The following is a 24,246-nucleotide window of genomic DNA, read 5'->3' on the forward strand; positions in this document are numbered from 1 at the left end:
GGCGGGGCGGTGCCTGGTGAACGTTCCTGGCACCGCCCGCGTTCTGTCCGGCGTTCGCGCGGGCTGGGTCCGGCGTACGGTCCCGTACCACCCGTACCACCCGTTCAGTCCGTCGCGGACGTCGTCGCCGCCGCCCCCGCCGAGGCGTTCCGGATGCGGCAGTAGAACGCGGCCATCGCCTCGCCGTCGCCCTGGTAGCGCCACGGCAGGGCGTTGACGTACCCGTCGACCAGCCTGAACTGTTCGAGCGCGGCGTCGTCGCGGTCCTGCAGGGCGAGGTAGTACGCGAGCAGGTGCCGCAGTTCGGGCAGGCGCGGGTGGGTGGGGTCGGCCGCGGCGGCGTCCGCGAGGCCGGCGTCCACGCGGCCGATCATCCGGGGCGTACGGTCGACGCTGTTGTCGTCCGACGTGTCGTGCTCGAAGTGCGCGATGAGCGGGAACGCGGTGAGCAGTCTGCCGAGCGGGGCCTGGGCCGCCGCGCGCTCGGCGAACTCCGTCGCCAGCCTCTCCGAGCCCCGCCACTTCGCACACCAGTACTGCAATGCCGAGAAGTGGGCCTCGTAGTGGTGCGGGGCCCGGGCGGTGATCTCCGCCCACAGTCTGTCCATCTCGGAGTTCGGGTAGCCGAGCCCGAGCGCGACCCAGATCTCGGTGATGTACGGCGTGGGGTCGTCGGGGTTGAGCGCCGCCGCCCGGCCGATCTCCTCGCGGGATCGTTCCAGCATCCGGTGGAAACCGCCGAACTGCTCGCCGGTCGTGTACTTCGCCTTCTTCCCGCCGCGCAGGTTCCAGGCCAGGATCACGGTGCTGCGGGCCCGTACGACGGCGGCGTCCGGGTCGTCGGGGCGGTCCGCCTCCCAGGCGAGCAGCCAGTCGTCCTCCTTCGCCGCGATCTCGCCCAGCAGATACGCGGTGAACGACCGGCGTTCCCAGTCCCGGCCGGCGTCGTGCATCAGCTTGGCGGCAGCCTTCCAGTCGCCGCCGCGTACGGCGGCCAGCGCCGCGTCGTGGCCCGTCGGCAGGGGACCCGAGAGGCCGGAGTTCTGGCGCTCCGCCGGCAGCAGCCCCAGCGCTCCGGCGACGTCCGGGTCGGCGTCGGTGCCGGGGGAGAAGAACTCCTTGAGGAAGACCCAGGCCATCCAGAGGCCGAAGAGCACGGTCGGTACCGCCAGGACGGCCAGTATCCAGAGCAGTACGGTCATCGCGGTGCGTCCGTCTCTCGGTTCGCGGGGTCCTGGGGCGCGGGCAGCAACGTGCGCAGCGGGCCCGTGTCGGGGTGGTCGGCGACCGCCGCGGCGATCGCGGTGCCCAGGTCGGCCTCCGTGCCGTCCGGCGCGGGCGGCAGCCGTACCGCCGCCGGTTCCGACCAGGAGAACTCCCAGCTCAGCCGGGAGTGGGCGCTCAGTTCGGCCAGCACCATGCCCTGCAACGCGTCCGCCAGCGCGGGCCGCGCGAACTCGCGGAAGGCCCGGCCCTGGGCCTCGGCCGCCTGGTCCGACAGCGGCAGCCGCCGTGCCAGCTGCCACAGCTGACCGTCGTCGATGACCTTGAGCAGCGCGGCCAGGGACGGGTGGCTCTTCGTGTACATCGCCAGCGCCCGGTGCAGCTCGGTGTCGAGGGAGGCGAGGTTCGCGACCATGGCGCCGTCGAGCAGCTCCTGCCAGTCGGCGGTGCGCCGGAACCGCAGGACGTCCTCGGTGAGGACCGCGTCCTCCAGCGCCGCCAGGGTCCGGTCGGGGTCGGTGAGCAGTCCGAGCGCCGCGCCCCGGGCCTCGTCCGCGCGGCCGTCGGCGGGCAGCGCCTCGATCCGCTCGACCCGGTCGGCGATGGGCGGGTGCGAGTCGTACGGGGAGGTCGGCTCGGTGGGCAACTCGGTGCGCAGACCGACCAGTTCGAGCTGTCGGGCGGAGAGCATCCGCCCGTAGCCGCCGAAGAACTCGCCGCGCGGCGGGAGCAGCCGGGCCTCGGCGCCGAGCGTGGCGTAGCTGTTCATGTAGAAGCCGAACGCGGCGTCCAGCGCCGGTATCTCGCGCAGCGCCGAGGCGGTGGCGTCGCGGCCGGCGATCCGGGCGGCCGCGGCGTCGGCGGCGTACTCCTGGCGGCGCGAACCGGTGAGCGTGGCCCGGATGTAGAGCTTGCCGTAGCCGGCGTAGATCCACGCCATCACGCGGTAGGTGATGCCCGCGCCCGTCGTGTCGATCTCCTTGGTCTTCTTCCCCTTGGCCGCGGCCTTGGCGTTCTTCTTCTCCAGCCGGGCCCGCTCGCGTCCCGCGGTCCTGTCGGCCCGATCCTCGAAGTGCCCGATGGTGCGCAGCACCTGGGCCCGGCCGCGGGCGGTGATCGCGGCGAGCCGGGTGTCCGCGTTCGAGTAGTGGCCCAGTTCATGGGCGAGGACCGCGCGCAGCTGTGCCTCGGTCAGGCCCTGCGCCAGTGGTATCCCGAGGTAGAGGTGGCGCGGTCCGGGCAGCAGGCCGAGCAGCCGGGCGTCCTCGCTGACGGCCGCGTTGACGTCGGCCGTCAGGACGATCCGGGACGGCGCCCGGGTGCCGACCGCGGCGGCCAGCTCCCGTAGGGTGCGCCACAGTGCGGGCTCGTCGGCCTCCGTCACCGGCAGGCCCGGCGGATCCTCCCCCTTCGGCGTCCGCAGCATGAACAGACCGCGGACCAGCGGGATCGCCAGCAGTACGGAGACCACGTAGAGCTTGGCGGCGAGGCTGGAGGGCGCGTACAGGTAGAGCAGGTGGTCGGCGCCGGCGAGCGCCGCCAGCAGGAGCACGCCGAGCAGATAGAAGCCGGCGAGCAGCACGAGGGCGCGCAGTGCGCGCAGGGTCGCGCCCATTGGGCAGAGTTCCCCCCACGGGAAAGATCGCGAACGATCATTTATGCGTTGAAAATGGTCAAAGTCGGACGGCTTGAGGCGTGTCCATGACCAAAAGGCGTGAGGGGCGGAGTATTTCGCACGGATGTGCGGGGTTGCAAGGGCCCACCTGAGGGGCGGGCCCCGCGACCCGGTCGGGTCAGTGCGGCAGCGTCGCGGGACTGCCCCCGTTCGCCTCGTAGCCCGCCACCGCCAGGGCCCGGTATATCGCGTAGTCGGCGGCCGGGTCGGAGGTGAGGGTCCAGGGAAGGGCGCCCACGTGCCCGTCGACGTGCATGAGCTGGTCCATGGCCTCGGACCAGCGCTCGGAGCGGACCAGGAAGAAGACCAGCAGGTGGCGGACATGGGCCAGCATCGGATCGTCCGGCCGCGCCGCGTGCACCGCGAACAGCGCGCCGTGGATCGCCTTGGTGACGACCTCGCTGCGGTAGAAACCCTGCACCAGGTTCACCTCGGGCAGGTGCTCGAAGACCGCGAAGAGCGGCATCGCCGCGAGCAGCGACCCCTGCCGGGCACGGGCCGCCGCCGCCTCGGCGAAGGAGTACGCCAGCTCCCGCGAGCCGTGCCACTTCTCGCACCAGTAGTGCAGGGCCGCGATGTGGGCACCCATGTGGTCCGGGGCACGGTCCAGGATCTTCAGCCAGAGCTGCTCGAACTCCGCGCGGGGGTACGCCAGCCCACGCGCCACCGACAGCTCGATGATGTACGGGATCGGGTCGCCCGGGGCCAGCAGCGCCGCGTCACCGCACGCCGACCTGGCCTCCTCCATGATGATCCGGAAGTCGTCCGTGCCGGGCGTCGACGTCCGCCACGCCTGCTGCACCAGGAACTCCGCGTGCACCGCCGCACCGCCCGCGTCCTTGGGCGCCTCCGCGCGCCACACCCGCAGCCACTGCCCGCCCGGCGTCTCGCCCACCCCGCCGGGCCGCTGCGCCAGCTCCAGCGCCGCCGCACCCGCGAACGCCTGCACCCGCTGCCAGCGGACCTCGCCGGCCGCCTCCGTGCCGGCCAGCAGCTGCTTCGCCGCCCGGTAGTCCTCCGAACGCTGCACCACGTCCAGCACGTCCAGCAGATCCTGGTCGGGGCCCGGCATCCGCACGTCCAGCAGCTCCTGCCGCACGAACCCGTAGTCCGCCGGGTCCGCCGCGTCCGGGTGCCCCGCCTCCACCTGCTGAATGCCGGCCCTGCGGCGGGCCAGGATCGGCCACGCCACGAAGCCGATCATGAGCATCGCCATCAGGACCCAGAGAATCTCCATGCCACAAGGGTTCCAGACCCGGCCGACAATTGCCCAACCCGGCCCGTCGCCCTGTGGATAACTCCGGTCGGCGCACGGCTTCCGGCGGAGCCGTGGGGGCACGGGGCGCCCCGAACCCCCGCGACCGCTTACGCTCGGTACCCATGAGCGACAGCCACACCAGCCAGCACTTCGAGACCCTCGCGATCCACGCGGGCAACACCGCGGATCCCCTCACCGGCGCGGTCGTCCCGCCGATCTACCAGGTCTCGACCTACAAGCAGGACGGCGTAGGGGGCCTGCGCGGCGGCTACGAGTACAGCCGCAGCGCCAACCCCACCCGCACCGCGCTGGAGGAGAACCTCGCCGCCCTGGAGGGCGGCCGCCGCGGTCTCGCGTTCGCGTCCGGCCTGGCAGCCGAGGACTGCCTGCTGCGCACGCTGCTCAGCCCCGGCGATCACGTGGTCATCCCCAACGACGCCTACGGCGGCACCTTCCGCCTCTTCGCGAAGGTCGTCTCCCGCTGGGGCGTGGACTGGTCGGTGGCCGACACCGCCGACCCGGCGGCCGTCCGGGCCGCCCTCACCCCGCGCACGAAGGTCGTCTGGGTGGAGACGCCCTCCAACCCGCTGCTCGGCATCACCGACATCCCGGCCGTCGCCCAGATCGCCCGCGAGGCGGGCGCCAGGCTGGTCGTCGACAACACCTTCGCCACCCCCTACCTCCAGCAGCCGCTCGCGCTCGGCGCGGACGTCGTCGTGCACTCGCTCACCAAGTACATGGGCGGCCACTCCGACGTCGTCGGCGGCGCACTGATCGTCGGCGACCAGGAGCTGGGCGAGGAACTGGCGTACCACCAGAACGCCATGGGCGCCGTCGCCGGACCCTTCGACTCCTGGCTGGTGCTGCGCGGCACCAAGACCCTCGCCGTCCGGATGGACCGGCACAGCGAGAACGCCACCAAGGTCGCCGACATGCTCACCCGGCACGCGCGCGTGTCGAGCGTGCTCTACCCGGGGCTGCCCGAGCACCCCGGGCACGAGGTCGCCGCCAAGCAGATGAAGGCGTTCGGCGGCATGGTGTCCTTCCGGGTCACCGGCGGTGAGGAGGCGGCCGTCGAGGTCTGCAACCGCGCCAAGGTGTTCACCCTCGGCGAGTCCCTGGGCGGCGTGGAGTCCCTGATCGAGCACCCGGGACGCATGACGCACGCCTCGGTGGCCGGTTCGGCCCTGGAGGTACCGGCCGACCTCGTACGCCTCTCCGTGGGCATCGAGAACGTCGACGACCTCCTGGAGGACCTCCAGCAGGCCCTGGGCTAGACCCGGGCCCGGGCGCTCACCAGCCCGACACGGGTGGGGTCGTCGTCGACGGCGGCTCCACCCAGGGGCGGACCGTCAGCGCCCACACGACGAACGCGACCACGGCGGCCCCCAGCAGCACCCACATCACGTGCCGGGCCACCGCGCGGCGCCGCAGCATGCGCCCGCCGCGCCGTACCGCCGCCCCGCACAGGTCGGGCGGCACCAGCACCGACTGGCGCTCCAGTATCTGCCGTACGGCCGCCTCGCGGTCCCGCAGACTCATGACGGCGCCACCTTCGCCACCTTCTTCAGGGCGGGTTCGCGCGGGGGATGCAGGACCGTCGCCATCGCGCGCAGACAGATCGTGGTCACGCGCTCCACGGGCAGCCCGAGCAGCGCGGCCGTCTGCTCCGCGGCGACCCCCTCGTAGAGCCGCAGGACGAGGATCAGCCGCTCCTGCGGGCCGAGAACGGCCAGTGCCCCGCCGGGCGGCGGGCGGAAGGGACCGTGGTGATGCCACGCCCCGCGCGCGAAGCGGACGGCCAGCTGCTGCCGCGTCCGGTCGTAGGGGTCCTCGCCGCGCAGCCGGTCCCAGGTGGCGTAGGTGTGGGCGAGGGCATGGGTCAGCAACCGCCGCGCGCGCGGGTTGTCGTCCGGCGGTTCCGCCGTGAGCAGGGTGGCGGTCTGCAGCAGCCGCCCCGCCGCACCCGCGACGAACGCCTCGAACTCCCTGGCCCGGCGGGCGCCTTGGGCCACCTGCCGATCTCGCACCACGCCTCCCGCCTGAGGCCGACCCTGAGGGGAACGGGGCCCGGTCGCGCGCGGATCGGTCTGGCGCGTACGGATACGTCCACCGCGTACGACGAGGGCCCGGTCTCATATGAGGCCAGGAGCGGGGGCGCGGTCAAGGGTCAGGAGGCCGACGGTGCCTCCGGCGCCGCGGCCATGCGGGTCGAGAGCGCGGTGTTGAAACGGGTGAGGAGGGAGCAGAACGCCTCGCGCTCCTCGGGGGCCCAGTCCTGGGTGAGTTCGGCCATCAGCTGACGCCTGGAGGAACGTACCTCCTCAAGGCGGGACAGCCCTCGCGGCGACAGCTGGAGCACCACGGCGCGGCCGTCCTCCGGGTGCGAGGTGCGCTTGACGAGGCCGGTGTCCACGAGCGGTGCCACCTGGCGGGTGACCGTCGAGGAGTCGATCCCCATGCTCGCCGCGAGCGCCTTGACGCCCATCGGCCCTTCCTTGTCGAGGCGGTTGAGCAGCAGGTAGGCGGCACGGTCCATCGAGTTGCGCACCTGCCCGACGCCGCCGAGCCGGGTCTGTTCGGCACGGCGTGCGAAGACCGCGACCTCGTGCTGCAGCGTGTCGAGAAGACCGTTCTCACCGACGGTCGTCATGTCCATCGACATTTCAGGTGTTGTGGGCATGGCCAAAGGCTCAATTCATGCGTGGGGCGCTGGGTTGGGGGACAGAGTACGCGGACCGGGCGTGGGGTGTACGGGCCCCGGTGAAACCCGGTCCCGCCCCTTGGTCACACCCGCGTTCGGGCCCTGTGAACTGCGAGACTGTGGTCATGGGCTACAGCACGGCTGACTCCTTTCCGCGCGTGACGATCGACGACGTGCGGGGCGCGCAGAAGATGCTTACGGGTGTTTCACGTGTCACCGCCATGGAGGGCAGCAGGCATTTGACGCAGCTCGTCGGCGCGCCGGTGCACTTCAAGTGCGAGAACCTCCAGCGGACGGGGTCGTTCAAGCTGCGGGGCGCGTACGTCCGGATCGCGGGCCTGTTGCCCGAGGAGCGGGCCGCCGGAGTCGTCGCCGCGAGCGCCGGAAACCATGCCCAGGGCGTCGCCCTCGCCTCCTCGCTGCTCGGCGTGCGCGCCACCGTCTTCATGCCGAAGGGCGCCCCGCTGCCGAAGATCAGCGCGACCGAGGAGTACGGCGCCGAGGTGCGTCTGCACGGCACGGTGGTCGACGAGACGCTGACCGCCGCCCAGGAGTACGCGGCCGAGACGGGCGCGGTGTTCATCCACCCGTTCGACCACCATGACGTCATCGCGGGTCAGGGCACGGTGGGCCTGGAGATCCTGGAGCAGTGCCCCGAGGTGCGCACGATCGTCGTCGGGGTCGGCGGCGGCGGACTCGCGGCGGGTATCGCGGTCGCGGTGAAGTCGCTGCGGCCGGACGTGCGCGTCGTCGGTGTGCAGGCGGAGGGCGCGGCCGCGTACCCGCCCTCGCTGGCCGCCGGGCTGCCCCTGGCCGTGGCGAACCCGGCGACCATGGCCGACGGCATCAAGGTCGGACGGCCCGGCGACGTGCCGTTCGGGATCATCGCCGAGCTGGTGGACGAGATCCGCACGGTCTCGGAGTACGACCTCTCCAGCGCCCTGCTGCTCTGCCTGGAGCGGGCCAAGCTGGTCGTGGAACCGGCCGGGGCCAGCCCCGTCGCCGCCCTGCTGCGCGACCCGGGGTCCTTCGAGGGCCCGGTCGTCGCCGTGCTCTCCGGCGGCAACGTCGACCCGCTGCTGATGCAGCGCATCCTGCGGCACGGCATGGCCGCCAGTGGCCGCTACCTGCAGGTTCGCCTCCGTCTGACCGACCGCCCCGGTGCCCTCGCGACACTTCTGGGGGTGTTGTCAGTGGTCGATGCCAATGTTCTCGACGTGAGCCATGTGCGGACCGACCCCCGGCTCGGGCTCACGGAGGTGGAGGTCGAACTGCACCTGGAGACGAGGGGACCGACGCACTGCGCGGAGGTCGACCACGCCCTCCGCGAGGCGGGCTACACCGTCCTCGACTGACGTCCTCGACCGAGGCCGGCGACCCGTCGTCCGCAGTCCGTCACTCGTTCGGGGAAGTCCATTGAGAGACACGATACATCGCGTTATGGTGTGTCGGTCGGCTCGGTGACGCGGCCCATGCCGTGAGTCAGGCAGAACAAAACGTACAAACTTAGGCTTTGCGAAGGAACCCCAAAGACGTGGAGAAATCACATGCCAGGCGCCATTCATGCCGAAGGCCTGGTGAAGACCTTCGGTGATGTGAAAGCCCTGGACGGCGTGGACCTCGATGTTCCCGAGGGCACCGTCCTGGGTCTGCTCGGGCCGAACGGCGCGGGCAAGACGACCACCGTCCGCTGCCTCACCACCCTGCTGCGGCCCGACAGCGGCAGGGCCGTCGTGGCCGGCATCGACGTGCTGAAGAACCCCGACGCGGTACGGCGCTCGGTCGGCCTCTCCGGCCAGTTCGCCGCGGTCGACGAGTATCTGACGGGCCGCGAGAACCTGCAGATGGTCGGCCAGCTGTACCAGATGCGGGCCAAGGACGCGAAGGTGCGGGCGGGCGAGCTGCTGGAGCAGTTCCATCTCGCCGACGCCGCCGACCGGCCCGCCAAGACGTACTCCGGCGGTATGCGCCGCCGGCTCGACCTGGCCGCCGCGCTGGTGGTGTCGCCGCCGGTGATGTTCATGGACGAGCCGACCACCGGACTCGATCCGCGCAACCGCCAGCAGCTGTGGGAGGTGATCAAGCAGCTGGTCTCCGGCGGTACGACCCTGCTGCTCACCACCCAGTACCTCGAAGAGGCCGACCACCTCGCGCACGACATCGCCGTGGTCGACCACGGCCGCGTCATCGCCCGCGGCACCTCCGACCAGCTCAAGGCCCGCACCGGCGGCGAGCGCGTCGAGGTCGTCGTGCACGAGCGCGAGCGCATCCCGGAGGCCATCGGGGTGCTGACCGGCTTCGGCAAGGGCGAGACATCCGTCGAGGAGCACACCCGACTGCTCACCGTGCCCGTGACCGGTGGCGCCAAGCTCCTCGCCGAGGTCATCCGCGAGCTGGACACCCGGGGCATCGAGATCGACGACATCGGTCTGCGCCGCCCCACCCTGGACGACGTGTTCCTCTCGCTGACGGGACATCTCGCCGAGGCGAAGGACGAGGCCGAGGGGCAAGGCGAGACCGCCGACGCCAAGGGGCGGGGCCGCAGGAAGGAGGGGGCGAGGTGAGCATCGTCAAAGGCGCCGTGCGGGTCGTGCCGCCCGGCAATCCGATCACCCAGTCCGTCAGGGACTCGCTGGTCGTCGCCAAGAGAAATCTGATCCGGATGTCCCGGATCCCGGAGATGGTGATCTTCGGACTGATCCAGCCGGTCATGTTCGTCGTGCTGTTCAGCTACGTCTTCGGCGGCTCCATGAACGTCGGCGGCACCACCGACCCCGCCGTCTACCGCGAGTTCCTCATGGCCGGCATCTTCGCGCAGACCGTCACCTTCGCGACCGCCGGTGCCGGCGCGGGCATCGCCGACGACATGCACAAGGGGCTCATCGACCGCTTCCGCTCCCTGCCCATGGCACGCGGGGCCGTCCTCACCGGACGGACCCTCGCGGACCTGGTCCAGACGGCACTCACCCTGGCCGTGCTGGCCGTGGTCGCCCTCCTCGTCGGCTGGCGCACCCACACCAGCTTCGGTGAAGTGCTCGGCGCCTTCGGGCTGCTGCTCCTGCTCGGGTACGCGTTCACCTGGGTCGGCGCGCTCATCGGTCTGTCGGTGCGCACCCCGGAGGCGGCCACCTCCGGCGGGCTGATCTGGCTCTTCCCGGTCACGTTCATCTCGAACGCGTTCGTGGACTCCAGCCGGATGACGCCCTGGCTGCAGCATGTCGCCGACTGGAACCCGTTCAGCGCCACCGTCCAGGCCTGCCGCGAGCTGTTCGGCAACCCGGGGGTGTCGCCGTCGGACGCCTGGCCCATGCAGCACCCGGTGTGGGCCTCGCTGATCTGGTCGGTCCTCATCGTCGTCATATTCCGGACCCTGTCCGTACGGAAGTACCGCTCGGCGTCGGCGTGAGAGGCGTGGCGTGAGTGGCGTCGGCGTGAGCGGCGGCCGGCCCGGTGCACGACCGGGCCCCCGGCGCCGAAGGGGCGCCGGGGGCCACGGGACAAGCGGGGGCGATCAGCTCTGGTAGGGCACGGCCTTGAGGATCTTCACCGAGGCGAGCTTGCCGTTCGGCAGCTCGTACTGCGCGTCCTGGCCGACCTTCTTGCCGGTCACGCCCGAGCCGAGCGGGGACTGCGGCGAGTAGGTCTCGATGTCGGAGCTGGCGTACTCACGGGAGGCGAGCAGGAAGGTCACCGTGTCGTCCTCGTCGCCGTCGAAGGCGATCGTCACGACCATGCCGGGCGCCACCGCGCCGTCCGCGGAGGCCGGTGCCTCGCCGACCTTGGCGTTCTCCAGCAGCTGGGTCAGCTGGCGCACCCGGAGCTCCTGCTTGCCCTGCTCCTCCTTGGCCGCGTGGTACCCGCCGTTCTCGCGCAGGTCGCCCTCCTCGCGCGCGGCCGCGATCTTGGCGGCGATCTCCGTGCGCGCGGGACCAGACAGGTAGTCCAGCTCGGCCCTGAGCTGGTTGTACGCCTCCTGGGTCAGCCAGGTGACGTTCTCGCTGGTCTGGGTCACTGGTGCTCCTCGTAGGTACTGGGAATACAAAGCATCGCCCTACACAGAAGAATGTTCCTTCTCGGTTGGGCGAAACCACGAGCCTAACAATTCGGTGGCCGAAGGGGGAGGACATAAACCACAAGCGTTACGTCGACGCAGGTCACGGCGCACATTCGGAGGGGCGGAGGGCCAGCGCGGGCCAGGTGGAGGCCGGGCCGGGTCCGGGTGCGCTGCTCAGCGGTCCGGGACCGGGTCAGCCGGCGTGGCAGCCGAGGAGTTCGGCCGTGGTGCCGCGTGAGGTCGTCCTCAGCGTGACGATCTTGTCGATGTCCGTGACATCGGCGGCGAAGCGGAAGTCGGCGCGGCCGACCTCGGCGCCGTCCTCGGACTGGGAGCGCACGGTGCAGTAGCCGTCGACACCGGCGTCCTTGTCGCCCCTGAGGTGCACCTTCACCGCATGCGCGGAGGTATCGAAGGTGTAGATCTCGACGCTGATCCTGTTACCGGCGACGTAGTGGTAGGCGAACCAGCCGATCAGGACGAGAAGGGCGGCGCCGAGGACGCTGCCGATGACCTTGAGCTTGCGGTCGGCGCGCTCGTCCGCGGAGCGGCCGTAGCGGCCCTCGGGAGGCCGCGTGCTCGCCGTCGTCATGGTCGTCCTCTCGGAAAGGGGCCGGGAGCGTGCTCCCGGCAGGGGCGTCCACGCATCGGACCGGGAATATCCCGCCCCCCGATGCCGTCACTATAGAAGCCCCCCGCCCAGCGCCTGACGGCCGCCCCGCACCGGGTGTCCGAGCGGGACGGCAGTATGGACTCTCCGGATCGCGCCGGGCCGAGTCACCGAAGTTCAGGCCGGGCGCCGAGTTACGAGGGAACGAGTCTTGACTGACCAGCTGCGACTGATGGCCGTGCACGCGCACCCCGACGACGAGTCGAGCAAGGGTGCGGCCACCATGGCGAAGTATGTGTCCGAGGGGGTGGACGTGCTGGTCGTGACCTGCACGGGCGGGGAGCGCGGCTCCATCCTCAATCCGAAACTCCAGGGCGACAAGTACATCGAGGAGCACATTCACGAGGTTCGCAAGAAGGAGATGGACGAGGCCCGGGAGATCCTCGGCGTCGGCCAGGAGTGGCTCGGCTTCGTCGACTCCGGCCTTCCGGAGGGCGACCCCCTGCCGCCCCTTCCCGACGGCTGCTTCGCCCTGGAGGACGTCGACAAGGCGGCCGGCGAGCTGGTCAGGAAGATCCGCGCGTTCCGTCCCCAGGTGATCACCACCTACGACGAGAACGGCGGGTACCCGCACCCCGACCACATCATGACCCACAACATCTCGATGGTGGCGTTCGAGGGCGCGACGGACACCGAGAAGTACCCCGAGGCCGAGTACGGCCCGGCGTACCAGCCGCAGAAGCTGTACTACAACCAGGGCTTCAACCGTCCCCGCACCGAGGCGCTGCACAACGCCCTGGTGTCCCGCGGCATGGAGTCCCCGTACGGCGACTGGCTCAAGCGCTGGGACGAGTCCGAGCACAAGGACCGCACCCTGACCACGCACGTGCCCTGCGCCGACTTCTACGAGATCCGTGACAAGGCCCTCATCGCCCACGCCACGCAGATCGATCCCGACGGGGGCTGGTTCCGGGTGCCGATGGAGATCCAGAAGGAGGTCTGGCCCACCGAGGAGTACGAGCTGGCGAAGTCCCTCGTGGACACCTCGCTCCCCGAGGACGACCTCTTTGCGGGCATCCGTTAGCCCTGGGGGACAATGCCAGACATGAGCGTAAGCCTGGCAGTCACACACCTCGTCCCCCTCGCCAAGGAGCTGGACAAGGACAAGGTCACCCCCGGCGTCCTCGGCTTCATCGTGTTCGCGGTGATGGCCCTGGCCGTCTGGGGCCTGATGAAGTCCATGAACAAGCACATGGGCAAGGTCGACTTCAAAGAATCCGAAGATGCCCAGGTCGATGCGCCTGCCAGCCAAAATGGCGCTTCGCAGGGATCCGGCAGGACGGCCAGGCCTGATGCCTAAAGTGGAGATTACTAGAGATTTCTAGTGATCGATCGAGTCCACTCGGCATGATCATCTCCCATGTTTCTCCCATGGGAATTTGCAATCACGCATGAAGAAGGCCTCTACGGGATCACTTCCGTAGAGGCCGTCTCTGTTGCGCGTGGGGGGACCAGGGTGGGGGTGCCACCTGGGGGGCGGGACTGGCCCCCACCCCGGCTATCTCATCCAACGTGCGTGCCATGCATATGTCACGGTCACGGCTGTCACTCGATCGAGCGAGTTTGAACAAAAGTCGATCGGAAAAAAGCAATGGCCGCCCGCCAGCCGACAAGGGGGTGCTCACGGCGGGCGGGCGGCCTGCCTCGGTGCCTCCGTTGCGGAGCACCGAGCATGCGAGGGGGGTGGTCGAGCGCGTACCAAGTGCAGCTTCCCCGTTCTCTGAGAATTACCCACATGGGTAAGGACTTCTGACCAAGATCAACCCAGCGTGGACGGGTGCGCCGCAACCCCCCACCGCAATGGGTCGTCCTCCGCCGACAGGACATCGGGATGAAGATGCGAGCTGCGCGTAGAACCGCCCGCCTCACCCAGCAGCAGCTCGCCGACCGCATCGAGTGCGAGGTGAAGAGCATCAGTCGCTGGGAAAACGGCTACCGGGCGCCCGACCTCAACGACCTGATCCGCATCGCCGATGCCCTCGGCGTCCCGCTCGCCGATCTGGTGCGGGACCCCGCCGCCGGGGCGGGGGATCCTCCGGCGGCGGGGCGATAGCCACCCCCCAACGGCGTGGGGCGGCAGTCCTGCAGCCGGGACGGTACACACCGGCTGCAGGAGAATGCGGCGCTACTTCCAGCGGACCGCAGGCTTGACGTACGGGTGAAGGTGGTCTGCGCCCTGTTTCTCGTGGCCTAAGGGCTGGCAGCAGTGGAGACCCGATTGGGGGTGCGTGGCCCAGCAGTAGCCAGCGAGGCCGCGGGGTCCGGGCGGGATGTCTCGGGCGCGCACAATGCCGGGCCGCGGGTCTGCCACTGGGTCTCTCCTTGCTCCTTGGCGCAGGTGGTGGGACATGCGTAGACGGCGACACTGCGGTTGTGGGCGCCCCAGTAGCCGACGGCCAGGCCTTCACGTATCGCGTCGTCGCCGAGGACAGCACTGCACCAGACGCAGTGCGTTGCCTCGCGCTGCCCCCGGGTCAGCCTCCACACGGTGGGCAGGGTCCGCGTGCTCACGACTGGCCTCCCGCGGGAGTGAGGCCGTGCTGCTCACGGCAGCGGGCGCAGGCGTAGAGGCTGCCGGTGCCGTGGCCCGAGCCCTGGTCCGCGAGGTCCCGGATCAGCTCACAGGTGTCGGCCAGCCCGCGATGCCAGTTGCAGTAGAGGGCTCGGCGGTGCCGGCGCTGCTCGGGGCGCGGCTGTTCGACTGCCCTCTGAAGAGGGCGTGGTAGAAGATGCATTGTCGATCTGCTCCGATCAGTTCGGCCATTGCCCCGGGACCGCGGCCGAGCGGTCGCCGGGGTTCAGCGCTCGGTCAGCCCGCGCGTTCCTCTCCGACCCGGGGGCCGAAGGCGTCCTCGAGCGCCGCGCGCAGCGCCTGCGGGTCGGTGAGCATGCGGCCCTCGCCCGGGCACATCCGCCAGTGCGGACCCGGCCCTTGGGTCCGGCGCGCGGGCGGGATCGCCACGGCGTTCCCCTCCTGGACCGGCTCGGTGTGGTCGACGGACCAGCCAGCCGCCGTGCCGCACGGGGTGAAGAAGAAGACCGCAGTCCCCTCCTCGACGACCGCACCGCACCGCGATCCGAGGATCACCATTGCGGCCAGGCCGACACTCTTCTGCGCACGGATCGCGTCCCAGTCCTGGCCTGCGCGCTGCATCGTGCAGACCGACCGGGTCGATAAGCCGACAGTGGGCATCCTGACTCCTCGTCACCAAGGGGGAACGGCGTGCGTACAAGGCTGGCCGTAGTGGCGGCGCTTTCCGAGGACTTTGAGAGGACTTTTCGCCGCCGGAAACCGGACTTTCTGTAGCCCTGCGGGGTGATGAGTGGCCAGACTGAGGGCCTGCAGTGACACTAACCGCGTGCCCGACACGGAGGTGGATGGTGGCCAAGCCCTCAGGTAACACCCAACTCAGGTCCGCGCGGATCGCCGCTGGCTATCCCTCGCAAGACGCCCTCGCCGACGCCCTCAACGTAGGCGTACGGCAGGTCCGCCGCTGGGAATCCAGCGCCCCACCCTGGCCCCAGGCCGAGGTAGGGCAGAGTCTCGCACGCCTCCTCGGCCAGGACCTGACATCCCTCGGATTCACCCCGCCCTCAGGCGCGCGCACCGACACCGTCCGCCGCCCCGGACTCCCGGCAGCCGCAGCCGCGGGCCTGGCAGCCGTGCCCACCCAGGCCGCCATCCTCCAACCCGCCACGGTCGCCGCAGACTTCACGGCGGTCACCCGCGCGCACCGCCGCCTGTACTGGTCCGTCGCACCAGCCACCCTGCACCCCGCCGCCATCGCTCACGCCACCCTCGGCTGCGCTCTCCTCCCCGAGACCGCCGGCCAGACCCGCCGCGCAGTCGCGGCCGCGCTCGCCGAGACCTGGCTCCTCGCCGGACGCATCGAGTTCTTCGACCTCCGCGACGCCGACCGCGCCCAGCAGACCCTGCTCCGCGCGCTGCAGGCGGCAGGCGAGGCGGACGATTCACTGATCGGCGCCGCGGTCCTCGCGCACACGGCATTCATCCCAGCCTGGACGGGCGACCGCGACTCGGCCGTGGAACGGATGGTCGCGGCCCGCACGTACGCCCGCCGCGGCCCGGCGTCCGCCGACTTGCTCGCGTGGCTCGACGCGGTGGAGGCGGAGTGCGAGACGCGGTGCGGGCACACGCGCACCGCGCTTCATCTGATCGGCCACGCGGAGAGCGTCCTCGAGGCGGGCAGCGAGCACGAGACCCCGGAGTGGCTCGACTGGTTCTCCCGGGTGCGGCTGGCCGCCTTCAAGGGGAACACGCAGCTGAAGGCCGGCCATCTGCCGCAGGCCCGCACCACCCTGCTGCAGGTGCTCGAGGACCTGGACCCGGCCGAGGAGAAACAGCGGGCCGTCGTCCTCGGCGACCTGGCCGCCGTCGAGGCCGCAGCCGGGGACCCCGAAGCGTCCTGCGGGTACGCGCGGCGTGCGCTCGATCAGCTCGAACGGACCTGGTACGCGATGGGCATGGACCGCGTCCGCGATGTCCGCCGCTCACTCACCCCGCACCAGCACGAGGCGTGCGTCCGCGACCTCGACGACCGCCTGTACGGATGGGCGACGACCGTCAGCGCCCTCGCTCGTTGAACTCGGCGATCAAGCGCGGCAGTTCGAGGAGGCTCTCCACCCGGAAGGTGGGGAGCTTCTCGGCTTCCTCGGTGTGCCACTGGATCGTCGCCCAGGGGCCACGGTGCACGAGCGCGGTGCGCATGCCCGCCTGGGCGCCCGGGCGCAGGTCGTTGTCGACGCGGTCGCCGACGTAGAGGATCTCGTCAGCCGCGAAGGGGACGACCTCGGCGACGCGGACGAAGAACTCAGGGTCTGGCTTGCTCGCGCCCCAGTCGTCCGAGGTGCCGATCAGGTCGACGTCGTCCGTGAACAACCCACGCAGCAACCCACCAGCCCGGACCGTCTGGTTGCCCGCGATCCCCAACCACAGGCCGTCCCCCCGCAGCTGCGCGAACGCCGGACGGACATCGGCGTACAGGTCCTCTTCGCCGAAGTGCTCCGGCTGCCCCGCGGCCGCGCGCTTCTCCCGTTCCTCGTACAGGTCGAAGCCAGGCCGGAACTCCTGGAAGGTGTCGCGGTAGTCGCGGCCCTGGGCGATGACCGCACCGAACATCGAGGCGAAGGTGTGTCGGGGTACGCCGAGCCAGTCCGCCCAGGTTCCGTACTCCCGTGTCTCGTCGACGAGGCATTCACCAACATCAAAAACCACAGCACGAATCATGCGGGCAGCGTACCCAGGGGCGGTTTTGGCCAGTTCCCACGGCTCTGTCAGCCCCTCGCCGTAGCCTTGTCGCATGCCCACCGACGTCTCGCGCCGTGGTTCCGTGCGGTCCGCGGCCGACCTCAACAACCGAATCCGCACCCTCATGCTCGGCGCCGGCGGCTACCTCCGACCCCAGGAACGCGCCGAGTACGAGCAGCTCGTCACCGCCTGGGCCCACGCAGACGCAGCCGAACGCCACCGCCCCACCTACGCCGAAGCGGCCTGACCCCCAGCCGACGGCCAGCCGCCATCGGCAGCCCGCACCCCGCCGCTTAGGATCCCCTCCCGTGAGCGACATCGAATACCCGAGCGACCTGATCAACCTCGAGACGACGGCCTGGCAGGAGATCCAGGCCGGCCGCCTCACCCTCACCACCGCCGGCGCCGTCCAGGCCGCCATCACAGCCTTCGCCACCGAAGCCGGACTCGACCGGTACACCGTCGAGATGGGCCTCAAGAAGACCGTCCGGCACACGGCAGCGGCCTGACGCTCAGCCGCTCGCCCGCTGCACCGACATCACCCGACGCCCCACCGGAAATGCCTCCATCACCTCCGCACGCGACACCCCCCGCGGGACCAGCATCACCGCCGGCACACCCTCCACGCTCGAGGATCCTCCGCCCCGACGGACCTGACGAAGCGCGCGGTCGGGGTTCGGATACGGGCGGTACGACATCAGCGTCTCCTCGAATCAGCCAGACGATCACCGAGCACAACGCCCGATCCGGACACGACGAAACGGCCCCCGCTCTCCCGGAGGAGAGCGGGGGCCGCTGCGCGTACGTCAGGCCGCGATCTGGCGGTTGAGCATCCTGAGTTCCACCTCGACGAGGTGCCGCCACTCGACGAGCGACAGATGCAGGCCATCGTCGGCAATGTCCTCGGCACGCAGACACAGCCGACCGACAAGCCGGTTCAGCTTCCGCAACTCCGGCTCGCTGAGGTAGTTCTTCGCGACCTTGCGGACCGCGCTCTTCGCACTCGGCTCCGGCTTGCCTTCGGCGGCGCCCGGCCAGGTCGCGAGGCAACGGGCCTCCTTGATCTCCTGAGCCGTCATGCCGACAACCTGGAGGTAGAGCTTGTTCTGCGTGGCCGCGAAGAAGAGTTGCGTGGCCCTGCTGCTCGGCTCGTAGTCGGGGGCGTTCTCGGCCATCATGTCGCGGAATAGTCGGTAGTCGACCATCTCACGAGCACGGGCCAGGGCGGTCTGTCGTACTTCCGCCAGAGTGATGGCACCCAGTTCGGCTTCGCGGGTGCGCCGCACGAAGTACGCCTGCGCCGCGGCGACCTCCGCCTTGTCGGGGTCACCGTTCATCGCCACGTAGTAGGCGGCGGCCCTAGAGAGCCGGAAGTCCTTCGCCGGGCGCCCTCCCAGCTCAGATGGGTTTTCACGGACTTCCGTGAAAACTGCCGCAGCGTCGCTGACGTTGCTCGCAGCCTTCCGCGCCCGGTCGATCACGGGCTCGAAGTGCTGCCACCGCGGGTAGCCCATGAGCGGCTGCACCTCACGGGCGATCCAGTACTCGCGCCCGTAGGCGTCCAAGTGAAGAATTTGGTCAAAAGGGCTTCCCGCCTGGTTGACGGCGGCAAGCGACTTGCTACTCTGCGGTTGCACCACGGAGTCCTACCTCCTGGTCTTGGCCCTCCGCAGGGCTGCTACCCCTGCGGAGGGTGTCTTTTTGTGTACCTTCGATTCGAAGGTGATCCGCTGCCAGAAGGTTACGCCATCCCCTCGCAGCGGGGAGTGTCTCGGAAAAGGCACTGCATGCCGCTCAGATTCGGATGGCCTTGGAATCTCGCGCCGCCTCGGAACGCCTCGGAACGCCTCGGAACGTTTCGGATCGTTTCGTGTCACGGAGTGTCAACTCCTGCCCGGCGAACGATCGTTCGAGTGTGGCGGACGTCTCATCTTTCGGATGAACCTTGGGCGTGTCGCGTCCGTGCGCGCCGTCGAGTCTTACAGGTACTGACGACGAGTCGGAACGAGCCCGGCCACCAGGGGACTCGAGGGCTCATCCTCGTCCGGAGGTGACGTGTCGTCCTTCCGGCACACCAGAGCGTCCGGATCCCACGACGGCGCCTGCAGGCTGTACCCGTCTGGACAGTCAGGCCCAGCCGGACCGCGCTCGCCAGGCTCTCCCTGCTCGCCCTGGACTCCTGCAGGTCCGGGTTCGCCCTGGGGGCCTGGCGGTCCTGCAGGACCCGCAGGGCCCTCGGCCCCGGACTCACCTGGCGACCCGGCCTCGCCGTCCGCGCCGTCCCTGCCATTCCGCCCTGGTGATCCCGAGGGCCCCGGTGTACCGGGCTCGCCCGGCACCCCTGCCTCGCCCGGCACCCCTGCCTCGCCGCGCTGCCCCGGGGCCCCTTGAGGGCCTGGTATCGGCACCGGCACCCGAGCGCGCGCGGGCAGATCATCGACCGCGTCGGATGGGTCCGGCGCGACCGGCGTCTCTCCGCCGGCTTTGACCTGCGTACGCAACGCCCGGACGTCCGAGGCGAGCGTGGACACGGCCTGGCCGCGCAGGTCGGCCTCGGCGGCCGCCTCGTCGGCGCGGCCGGCCGCGGCGTCCATCCGCCCCCAGATGATGACGACCGCCCCGGACAGAGCGATCAGCCAGCACAGCAGGGCGAGCGGCCGCCACCTCCGTGCAAGAGCCTGCTCGGCGCGGGTCACGGTTGGCCTCCCAGTTGGACGACGAGGGCGCGGAGCCGGGCGATCTCGGCCTGGTCGGCGGCACGCAGCGCGGACTGCTCGGCCGCGCTGGCGGCCATCGTGCTGATCGTCGTGGTCTGCGTGTTGATCGTGGCGGCCTGCTCGGTGACCTTCTTGTCGAGCCGGTCCCGCTCTTCCTGCAGGTTGTCGGTCAGCGAGCTGTAGCCGGTGAGGGCGTTCTCGCCCTTCTTCCCCAGGTACGTCACCAGGCCACCGACGACCGCGGCAACGCCAACGAGCAGGCTGCCGATGGTGGTGACGTCCAAGGAGACTCCTTACGGAAGGGGGCGCCGGCTACTGGCGACGACGGTCTCCGTCAGCCCGGGCCCGGTGGTGGTACCGCCGCTCGCGACGATCGCGGTGAGCAGCGCGGCCACAGCCGCCAGCCCGCCGATCGAGAACGCCTGGCCCCAATCGACGTCGATCAGGCCGAGGCCGTCGCCGCCCAGGAGCGCGAGGACGGCCTGGGCGAACGTGCGGACCATCCGCTCGAGGGTGGCCTTCCAGAAGGCTCTGTTCGTCATGCTGTTCCTCTCGTCAGGGCAGGCCAGAGAACGCCTCTGACCTGGGGTGTCATAGGGCGCGTAATAAAATCGCGCGGAAAGTTAAGGTCGGGCCGGGCCGTCTACAGACGGCAGATGCCGGCCATCACGCGGTACAGGTGTCCGGGCCCGAAGCGCAGGCAGCAGCAGCCCGGACACACCAGCCGCTCGAGCAGCCTCACTTCGCCGGGAGCTTCAGCACCTGACCGGGCTGCAGCTCGTCCGGGTCGACGTCCGGGTTGAGGTCGACGATCTCCTGCCACCGCCCCCCCTTGCCCAGCTCATGCGCCGCGATCCCCCACAACGTGTCCCCGGAGACCACCGTGTACGACCCCGCCGTACCCGGCGACCAGGACGGCTTGTGCTTCAGCCGCTCCGAGATCCGCGCCTCGACGTCCGCCCAGTCCAGACCGCGCGGGTCGACCTTCCCGACCTGCCACTCCAGATGCCGGATCACACTGCGCACCGTCCAGCCGTGCTCCCGGCACAGCGCCGCCCCGGTACGGACGATGGCCTCGACCTGCTCGTCGGGCCAGGGGTCCTTGCCGTCGCCGAGGTTCTCGCACTCGAAGCCGTAGTAGTGCCGGTTGCCGTCGGTGTTGTTCTCGTTCGCCGCCGGCAGCGCCTTCTCCGCGATGACCGCCTTGAGGACGTCGTCGTCACCGGAGCCCGCGTGGTTGGCGCGGCCGTAGCCGACGAGATGCACCCGGCCATCCTTGGTGATGACGCCGTGACACAGCGGCCCGGGCAGCCCCGAGTAGCCGTCACGGCAGATCCGCACGGTCTTGGCGCTGCCGGAGGTCACGGTGTGGTGGATCATCACACCGTGCACGGGCCCCCACGGACCGACGTGGTTGCGGTTGTGGTCGCGCCAGTCACCGACCTCGACGACCGTCACACCCTCGTTCTTCAGCGCGGCCAGGAACTTGACCGCGGACAGCGGCGGCGCCATCACACACGCCCCGGCCAGGCCCAGGCACCGGGCCGGTCACCCTCGGCAGCCGAGGTGGCCCAGTGAGTGTCGTTGCCGTCCAGCAGCACCTGCAGGTTGACGGTCACGGTGGCCTCGTTGAAGACCTGGACCACGACGGCCGGGAACACATCGCCCGCAGCCGCCCAGTTCCCAACGTGCCCCACGAACCCGGACCCCGCCTGCGCGCGGCCGTTCTCGTGGAAGTCCTTGCGCCCGCGGTTGATCTGCCCGGCGTCGTGCTCGCTCAGCCGGTAGTGGACGATGCGCCCGATGCTCGGCCGCTGCGGCGCCGACTGCTCGCTGCGGACCGCGTTCTCGGCGGGCTGCTCGATGACGACCTGGGCGACGGCGGCGGCCGCCGCGACCCACGCCTGCTGGATCCGGTCGCCGAGCTCCTCCCACTCCGGCATCTGCCGGCCGTCATGGGTGCGGTGGTTGGTGGAGGCGCCGTACGCGGCGTACGCGTACTGGGCGAGCTCCATGGTCGATGGATGGGACATGCAGGACTCCTGACATGACGAAGGCCCCGGCCGAGGGCGCGGGGCTGCGGGGCGTGGGGGGGGGCTCAGGTGGTGTAGCCGTGCAGCAGGATGCCGCTGCCAGCGCCGAAGGCTCCGGCCGTGAAGGCTCCGGCCGTGACGGTGGGCGGGGTGGTCTGGCCGGTGTCGGTGCCGCCGAACCCGGGGCTGACGGACGCGAGAACGTCGGCGACCGACCCCTCGGACACGAGGCTCGGCACGGTCGTCGCCTTGATCATGACGCCGAGGTAGTGCAGCCCGCCGTACGTCGTCGTGTACGAGGACGCGGCCCCGGCCGTGGCCTGCGCGATCGCCACCGTCTTCACGGTGTTGGCGGCCCAGGCGGCCGTCAGCTGGTCCGCCGTCCGGGCGAGCGCGACCCGCGACCGGTTGTGCAGGGTGAACCACCAGTTCGTCGGCGTCACCATCGCGGTGCCCCCGGACACGAACGAGATGTTCGAGACGACGAGGCCCTGCGGCAGCCAGAGCGGCACCAGGTACAGCGTCCCGGACGTCGGCGTCGATGTCGTCCCGCACCGAAGACGGCTCGTCGTCTCGTACCGGCCGGACGGCCGCAGCAGGATCTCGAGGGCGCCGGCCGCATCGAACGGCGACGGCTCAGCACCGGTGGACTGGTCGTCCAGTCCGGTGTCGAGCAGGTCGTTGCCGTGCCGCTTGACGTTCGTGCACGTGCTGGTGATCCCGATCCCGGCCGCGACCTCATTGCCGCTGCCGTACTTGCGGATCTTGTTGCCGGTGATCTGCAGCCCGTCGACGGACGTCGAGCAGCGGATACCCCACGACCCGGCGGCCGCCCGGCTGGCGCCCTTGATGTAGTTGTTCTGGACCTGGATGTCGGATCCGCCCAGGACGTGGACGCCGTTCACACCCGCGTCGCGGATCTGGTTCACGGCGATCGTGATGCCCGTGCCCGTGTCGCACGAGATCCCGGAGCCGGCCGGGGCGTAGACCCGGTTGGGGCCGACCACGCCGCCGATGACCTGCTCCTGGCTGATGGCCGTACCACCGGTGTTGCGGACGGTGTTCCCGGTCACGGTGTAGTCGGACACGAAGTACAGGCGGATGCCGTTCTCGCCGTCGTCGGCGCCGTCGATCGTGTTACCCGTGATCGTGACCCCGGTGATCCGCCCGGTCGTCTCGCCGAACAGGAGGATCGGATCGTCGTAGCCGCTGCAGTCCACGATGACGTTCCGGTCGATCGTCAGGTTCTCCATCACCTGGCTGGCGTTCGTGACCACGCCCGACGTGTTCGTTGAGTCGGCGGCATCCGCGCTGATGATCGACCGGCAGCGGATCCCCGCCCCGCACCCCTTCATCGTGTTGCCCGCGATGACGCTGTCGTTGTACGCGTACGCCACCACTCCGTACTGCAGGCAGCCCTCGAACGAGTTCCCCTCGATCTTGATCCGGCGGTGCGCGACGTCCACGGTCGCCGAGTGCGAGCCGACCCCGCGCGGCCACGCCGTCGTACCCGCCGTCCCGGACGCCCCGACGTAGCAGTCCCGGATGGTGACGTCCTCGCAGACCGTGTTGTCGTACGGCCCGAATCCCCCGAACACGCCACTGCTTTTTGCGAGGTCGACCTGTATCGCCTCGCTGAAATCGCGACCGCCGGGGTCGACATACCCGAGGAACTTGCAGCGCTCCACCGTGGCGGTCTTCGTCGAGTTCAGCTCGATCGCGTGGTAGCCGCTGACGTCCTTGATCACCAGGTCGCTGATGGTCACGTCGCGGGCGTGGCCGATGGAGATGCACATCGCCGAGCCGGTCAGGCCGGACGTCGTTCCGCGCATGTTCCACAGGCCGCCCTCGATGAGGATGTTCCCGTGGCCGGTGTAGCCGCCGTATGCCTGGTCGGCGTCGCCGTTCAGGAGCATCGTTCCGGCGTAGTTCCGGCGGAACTCGGCGCCCGGCAGGAGGGTGAGCCGGGTGTTGCGGTAGATCCGGAGGACCTCGCCGATCATGTAGACGCCGGACGGGACGATGACCCAGCCGCCTCCCGCCGCGTTCGCTGCGGTGAGCGCGTCGTTGATGAACGGGGCGTCGTTGCCGGTGCCGTCGCCGAGTGCCCCGTAGACGCGCGGGTTGAAGATGCGCATGCCGGACAGCTGCAGGTTCTCGGGGGTGAACGTGCCGCTGACGCTGAGGTCGCCCTCGACGTCCAGGCCGTCCACCGTGGCGCCGCCGGTGACGTTCAGTCCGTCCTCGACGTCCAGGCCCGCCTCGAACGCGGTCGGTCCCTGGACGATGCCGCCGTCGGTCTTGGACAGAGCGTCGGCGGCCGCGCTCGCGGCCTCCTGGGCGAGTTCGCGGGCGGCCTGGTACCAGCGGACCGGTGACCCGCCGGGGCCGTTGTAGGCGTACTCGATCGCGGTGACGTCGGCGGCCTTGAAGGACCGGATCGCACCGGGGGTGTCGCTGTCGTCGTCGTTGGAGCGGAGCTCGCTGATGGGGGTGGTGCCGTCGACCTCGTACAGCGCCGTCACCAGCTCGTTGGTCCCGGCCCGGTAGACGAGGACCTGGAAGTCGCCGACGACGTTGCCGGCGGTGTCGGTGAGGACGTCGGCCGGGCTGCCTCCGTAGGTGTACTGCGTCACGCTGGG

Annotated in this window: 27 protein-coding genes; 10 read left to right on the top strand and 17 right to left on the bottom strand. The window is 70.3% G+C overall.

All coding sequences use genetic code 11. The annotated features are described in order from the left end of the window. Nucleotides 1-104: 104 nt before the first annotated feature. From H4687_RS28780 to H4687_RS28790, 3 genes are all read right to left on the bottom strand, one after another. Nucleotides 105-1,202 (bottom strand): hypothetical protein, encoded by a 1,098-nt coding sequence (locus tag H4687_RS28780; RefSeq protein WP_046915690.1) that lies wholly within the window; start codon nucleotides 1,200-1,202, stop codon nucleotides 105-107. Continuing rightward, complete coding sequence (locus tag H4687_RS28785) at nucleotides 1,199-2,839, bottom strand: M48 family metalloprotease (protein ID WP_046915689.1); 1,641 nt, start codon at nucleotides 2,837-2,839, stop codon at nucleotides 1,199-1,201. The genes H4687_RS28780 and H4687_RS28785 overlap by 4 nt, the downstream gene beginning before the upstream one ends. A 178-nt stretch (nucleotides 2,840-3,017) precedes the next feature. Then, nucleotides 3,018-4,136, bottom strand: a complete 1,119-nt coding sequence (locus H4687_RS28790) for a hypothetical protein (protein ID WP_046915688.1) — start codon at nucleotides 4,134-4,136, stop codon at nucleotides 3,018-3,020. Nucleotides 4,137-4,279: 143 nt separating this feature from the next. Here H4687_RS28790 and H4687_RS28795 point away from each other — a divergent pair, with 143 nt between their 5' ends. Continuing rightward, nucleotides 4,280-5,434: a cystathionine gamma-synthase gene (locus H4687_RS28795; protein WP_046915687.1), complete on the top strand. Its 1,155-nt coding sequence runs from the start codon at nucleotides 4,280-4,282 to the stop codon at nucleotides 5,432-5,434. A gap of 16 nt (nucleotides 5,435-5,450) precedes the next feature. Here H4687_RS28795 and H4687_RS28800 read toward each other — a convergent pair whose 3' ends face one another. The 3 genes from H4687_RS28800 to H4687_RS28810 form a co-directional block, all read right to left on the bottom strand. After that, nucleotides 5,451-5,699 (bottom strand): hypothetical protein, encoded by a 249-nt coding sequence (locus tag H4687_RS28800; RefSeq protein ID WP_046915686.1) that lies wholly within the window; start codon nucleotides 5,697-5,699, stop codon nucleotides 5,451-5,453. Further along, nucleotides 5,696-6,187, bottom strand: a complete 492-nt coding sequence (locus tag H4687_RS28805) for a sigma factor-like helix-turn-helix DNA-binding protein (protein WP_179860026.1) — start codon at nucleotides 6,185-6,187, stop codon at nucleotides 5,696-5,698. The genes H4687_RS28800 and H4687_RS28805 overlap by 4 nt, the downstream gene beginning before the upstream one ends. A 140-nt stretch (nucleotides 6,188-6,327) precedes the next feature. Then, nucleotides 6,328-6,822, bottom strand: a complete 495-nt coding sequence (locus H4687_RS28810) for a MarR family winged helix-turn-helix transcriptional regulator (protein ID WP_179860271.1) — start codon at nucleotides 6,820-6,822, stop codon at nucleotides 6,328-6,330. Nucleotides 6,823-6,986: 164 nt separating this feature from the next. Here H4687_RS28810 and ilvA point away from each other — a divergent pair, with 164 nt between their 5' ends. The 3 genes from ilvA (at nucleotide 6,987) to H4687_RS28825 (ending at nucleotide 10,267) form a co-directional block, all read left to right on the top strand. Next, a complete protein-coding gene (gene ilvA, locus H4687_RS28815) occupies nucleotides 6,987-8,216 on the top strand; it encodes a threonine ammonia-lyase (RefSeq protein ID WP_046915693.1) in 1,230 nt (409 codons plus the stop codon). Nucleotides 8,217-8,408: 192 nt separating this feature from the next. Then, entirely contained in the window at nucleotides 8,409-9,425 is a 1,017-nt protein-coding gene (locus H4687_RS28820) for an ATP-binding cassette domain-containing protein (RefSeq protein ID WP_046915684.1), read from the top strand. Then, nucleotides 9,422-10,267 (top strand): ABC transporter permease, encoded by an 846-nt coding sequence (locus tag H4687_RS28825; RefSeq protein WP_046915683.1) that lies wholly within the window; start codon nucleotides 9,422-9,424, stop codon nucleotides 10,265-10,267. The genes H4687_RS28820 and H4687_RS28825 overlap by 4 nt, the downstream gene beginning before the upstream one ends. Nucleotides 10,268-10,372: 105 nt before the next feature. Here H4687_RS28825 and greA read toward each other — a convergent pair whose 3' ends face one another. Beyond that, the gene (gene greA / locus H4687_RS28830) at nucleotides 10,373-10,873 is read right to left on the bottom strand and encodes a transcription elongation factor GreA (protein WP_005480857.1); all 501 of its coding nucleotides are present in this window, start codon (nucleotides 10,871-10,873) and stop codon (nucleotides 10,373-10,375) included. Nucleotides 10,874-11,108: 235 nt separating this feature from the next. Beyond that, nucleotides 11,109-11,507 (bottom strand): DUF4307 domain-containing protein, encoded by a 399-nt coding sequence (locus H4687_RS28835; protein ID WP_046915682.1) that lies wholly within the window; start codon nucleotides 11,505-11,507, stop codon nucleotides 11,109-11,111. 250 nt (nucleotides 11,508-11,757) lie between these two features. Here H4687_RS28835 and mca point away from each other — a divergent pair, with 250 nt between their 5' ends. From mca to H4687_RS28850, 3 genes are all read left to right on the top strand, one after another. Continuing rightward, nucleotides 11,758-12,609, top strand: a complete 852-nt coding sequence (gene mca, locus H4687_RS28840) for a mycothiol conjugate amidase Mca (protein WP_046915681.1) — start codon at nucleotides 11,758-11,760, stop codon at nucleotides 12,607-12,609. 12 nt (nucleotides 12,610-12,621) lie between these two features. Then, entirely contained in the window at nucleotides 12,622-12,885 is a 264-nt protein-coding gene (locus tag H4687_RS28845) for a hypothetical protein (RefSeq protein ID WP_192781730.1), read from the top strand. 531 nt (nucleotides 12,886-13,416) lie between these two features. Continuing rightward, a complete protein-coding gene (locus tag H4687_RS28850; RefSeq protein ID WP_046914940.1) occupies nucleotides 13,417-13,638 on the top strand; it encodes a helix-turn-helix domain-containing protein in 222 nt (73 codons plus the stop codon). 454 nt (nucleotides 13,639-14,092) lie between these two features. Here H4687_RS28850 and H4687_RS28855 read toward each other — a convergent pair whose 3' ends face one another. Both H4687_RS28855 and H4687_RS28860 read right to left on the bottom strand, forming a co-directional pair. Continuing rightward, nucleotides 14,093-14,320, bottom strand: a complete 228-nt coding sequence (locus H4687_RS28855) for a hypothetical protein (protein ID WP_078907600.1) — start codon at nucleotides 14,318-14,320, stop codon at nucleotides 14,093-14,095. Nucleotides 14,321-14,394: 74 nt separating this feature from the next. Continuing rightward, nucleotides 14,395-14,778, bottom strand: coding sequence for a hypothetical protein (locus tag H4687_RS28860; protein WP_046914939.1), 384 nt, complete (start codon nucleotides 14,776-14,778; stop codon nucleotides 14,395-14,397). Between the two features lie 185 nt (nucleotides 14,779-14,963). On the opposite strand from H4687_RS28860, the gene H4687_RS28865 reads away from it, so the two are divergent. Next, the gene (locus H4687_RS28865) at nucleotides 14,964-16,190 is read left to right on the top strand and encodes a helix-turn-helix domain-containing protein (RefSeq protein ID WP_225966863.1); all 1,227 of its coding nucleotides are present in this window, start codon (nucleotides 14,964-14,966) and stop codon (nucleotides 16,188-16,190) included. Here the strand turns inward: H4687_RS28865 and H4687_RS28870 are convergent. Then, the gene (locus H4687_RS28870) at nucleotides 16,171-16,833 is read right to left on the bottom strand and encodes an HAD family hydrolase (RefSeq protein WP_046914938.1); all 663 of its coding nucleotides are present in this window, start codon (nucleotides 16,831-16,833) and stop codon (nucleotides 16,171-16,173) included. The genes H4687_RS28865 and H4687_RS28870 overlap by 20 nt on opposite strands. A gap of 73 nt (nucleotides 16,834-16,906) precedes the next feature. Between H4687_RS28870 and H4687_RS28875 the strand changes: the two genes are divergently transcribed. Beyond that, nucleotides 16,907-17,101, top strand: coding sequence for a hypothetical protein (locus tag H4687_RS28875; RefSeq protein WP_046914937.1), 195 nt, complete (start codon nucleotides 16,907-16,909; stop codon nucleotides 17,099-17,101). Between the two features lie 61 nt (nucleotides 17,102-17,162). Continuing rightward, nucleotides 17,163-17,363 carry a hypothetical protein gene (locus tag H4687_RS28880; RefSeq protein WP_046914936.1) on the top strand — a complete coding sequence of 67 codons (201 nt, stop codon included), beginning with the start codon at nucleotides 17,163-17,165 and terminating at the stop codon, nucleotides 17,361-17,363. 297 nt (nucleotides 17,364-17,660) lie between these two features. Here the strand turns inward: H4687_RS28880 and rhuM are convergent, their stop codons facing one another. The 6 genes from rhuM to H4687_RS28915 all read right to left on the bottom strand — a co-directional run bounded on the left by rhuM (nucleotide 17,661) and on the right by H4687_RS28915 (nucleotide 24,240). Then, nucleotides 17,661-18,494: a RhuM family protein gene (rhuM, locus tag H4687_RS48130; RefSeq protein WP_159026139.1), complete on the bottom strand. Its 834-nt coding sequence runs from the start codon at nucleotides 18,492-18,494 to the stop codon at nucleotides 17,661-17,663. Nucleotides 18,495-19,546: 1,052 nt separating this feature from the next. Then, entirely contained in the window at nucleotides 19,547-19,855 is a 309-nt protein-coding gene (locus tag H4687_RS28895; protein ID WP_046914935.1) for a hypothetical protein, read from the bottom strand. Between the two features lie 9 nt (nucleotides 19,856-19,864). Continuing rightward, nucleotides 19,865-20,113, bottom strand: a complete 249-nt coding sequence (locus H4687_RS28900) for a holin (RefSeq protein WP_046914934.1) — start codon at nucleotides 20,111-20,113, stop codon at nucleotides 19,865-19,867. A 196-nt stretch (nucleotides 20,114-20,309) separates the two neighbouring features. Then, complete coding sequence (locus tag H4687_RS28905) at nucleotides 20,310-21,083, bottom strand: peptidoglycan recognition protein family protein (protein ID WP_050399497.1); 774 nt, start codon at nucleotides 21,081-21,083, stop codon at nucleotides 20,310-20,312. After that, on the bottom strand, nucleotides 21,083-21,604 hold the full coding sequence (locus H4687_RS28910) for a hypothetical protein (RefSeq protein WP_225966864.1): 522 nt from the start codon (nucleotides 21,602-21,604) through the stop codon (nucleotides 21,083-21,085). Before H4687_RS28910 ends, H4687_RS28905 begins: the two co-directional genes overlap by 1 nt. Before the next feature lie 65 nt (nucleotides 21,605-21,669). Then, the gene (locus H4687_RS28915) at nucleotides 21,670-24,240 is read right to left on the bottom strand and encodes a right-handed parallel beta-helix repeat-containing protein (protein WP_050399498.1); all 2,571 of its coding nucleotides are present in this window, start codon (nucleotides 24,238-24,240) and stop codon (nucleotides 21,670-21,672) included. Nucleotides 24,241-24,246 lie beyond the last annotated feature (6 nt).

The sequence above is a fragment of the Streptomyces stelliscabiei genome (assembly GCF_014873495.1).
Classification (GTDB): Bacteria; Actinomycetota; Actinomycetes; order Streptomycetales; family Streptomycetaceae; genus Streptomyces; species Streptomyces bottropensis.

Excerpts from the sequence above, each read along its gene's own strand:
- H4687_RS28780 (WP_046915690.1), bottom strand. The coding sequence starts at position 1,202 with ATGACCGTACTGCTCTGGATACTGGCCGTCCTGGCGGTACCGACCGTG.
- H4687_RS28785 (WP_046915689.1), bottom strand. The coding sequence starts at position 2,839 with ATGGGCGCGACCCTGCGCGCACTGCGCGCCCTCGTGCTGCTCGCCGGC.
- H4687_RS28790 (WP_046915688.1), bottom strand. The coding sequence starts at position 4,136 with ATGGAGATTCTCTGGGTCCTGATGGCGATGCTCATGATCGGCTTCGTG.
- H4687_RS28795 (WP_046915687.1), top strand. The coding sequence starts at position 4,280 with ATGAGCGACAGCCACACCAGCCAGCACTTCGAGACCCTCGCGATCCAC.
- H4687_RS28800 (WP_046915686.1), bottom strand. The coding sequence starts at position 5,699 with ATGAGTCTGCGGGACCGCGAGGCGGCCGTACGGCAGATACTGGAGCGC.
- H4687_RS28810 (WP_179860271.1), bottom strand. The coding sequence starts at position 6,822 with ATGTCGATGGACATGACGACCGTCGGTGAGAACGGTCTTCTCGACACG.
- ilvA (WP_046915693.1), top strand. The coding sequence starts at position 6,987 with ATGGGCTACAGCACGGCTGACTCCTTTCCGCGCGTGACGATCGACGAC.
- H4687_RS28820 (WP_046915684.1), top strand. The coding sequence starts at position 8,409 with ATGCCAGGCGCCATTCATGCCGAAGGCCTGGTGAAGACCTTCGGTGAT.
- H4687_RS28835 (WP_046915682.1), bottom strand. The coding sequence starts at position 11,507 with ATGACGACGGCGAGCACGCGGCCTCCCGAGGGCCGCTACGGCCGCTCC.
- mca (WP_046915681.1), top strand. The coding sequence starts at position 11,758 with ATGGCCGTGCACGCGCACCCCGACGACGAGTCGAGCAAGGGTGCGGCC.
- H4687_RS28845 (WP_192781730.1), top strand. The coding sequence starts at position 12,622 with ATGCCAGACATGAGCGTAAGCCTGGCAGTCACACACCTCGTCCCCCTC.
- H4687_RS28850 (WP_046914940.1), top strand. The coding sequence starts at position 13,417 with ATGAAGATGCGAGCTGCGCGTAGAACCGCCCGCCTCACCCAGCAGCAG.
- H4687_RS28855 (WP_078907600.1), bottom strand. The coding sequence starts at position 14,320 with ATGCATCTTCTACCACGCCCTCTTCAGAGGGCAGTCGAACAGCCGCGC.
- H4687_RS28860 (WP_046914939.1), bottom strand. The coding sequence starts at position 14,778 with ATGCCCACTGTCGGCTTATCGACCCGGTCGGTCTGCACGATGCAGCGC.
- H4687_RS28865 (WP_225966863.1), top strand. The coding sequence starts at position 14,964 with ATGGTGGCCAAGCCCTCAGGTAACACCCAACTCAGGTCCGCGCGGATC.
- H4687_RS28870 (WP_046914938.1), bottom strand. The coding sequence starts at position 16,833 with ATGATTCGTGCTGTGGTTTTTGATGTTGGTGAATGCCTCGTCGACGAG.
- H4687_RS28875 (WP_046914937.1), top strand. The coding sequence starts at position 16,907 with ATGCCCACCGACGTCTCGCGCCGTGGTTCCGTGCGGTCCGCGGCCGAC.
- H4687_RS28900 (WP_046914934.1), bottom strand. The coding sequence starts at position 20,113 with ATGACGAACAGAGCCTTCTGGAAGGCCACCCTCGAGCGGATGGTCCGC.
- H4687_RS28905 (WP_050399497.1), bottom strand. The coding sequence starts at position 21,083 with ATGGCGCCGCCGCTGTCCGCGGTCAAGTTCCTGGCCGCGCTGAAGAAC.
- H4687_RS28910 (WP_225966864.1), bottom strand. The coding sequence starts at position 21,604 with ATGTCCCATCCATCGACCATGGAGCTCGCCCAGTACGCGTACGCCGCG.